Consider the following 244-nt stretch of genomic DNA (forward strand, 5'->3'; position numbering starts at 1 on the left):
AACCTGGATTTTCATTTTTTCATCAACGCCGCCGTTGATAGCGTACAACATGGTTTTCGCCAAGTTGGCACGTGCGCCGAAGAACTGCATTTGTTTACCAACAACCATTGGGCTTACGCAGCAAGCAATTGCGTAGTCATCGTTGTTGAAGTCAGGACGCATCAGGTCATCGTTTTCATACTGTACGGATGAAGTATCGATAGAGACTTTCGCTGCGTATTTTTGAAGTTCAGTGGCTAGTTTT

At 44.7% G+C, this 244-nt stretch carries 1 protein-coding gene; it reads right to left on the minus strand.

Annotated features, from left to right (window positions below; translation table 11 throughout):
- Positions 1-244: pyruvate formate lyase family protein (locus GEAM_RS22305; protein WP_034796353.1), on the minus strand; the 244-nt coding region annotated here is incomplete at both ends.

The organism is Ewingella americana ATCC 33852, from assembly GCF_000735345.1.
GTDB classification, from domain to species: domain Bacteria; phylum Pseudomonadota; class Gammaproteobacteria; order Enterobacterales; family Enterobacteriaceae; genus Ewingella; species Ewingella americana.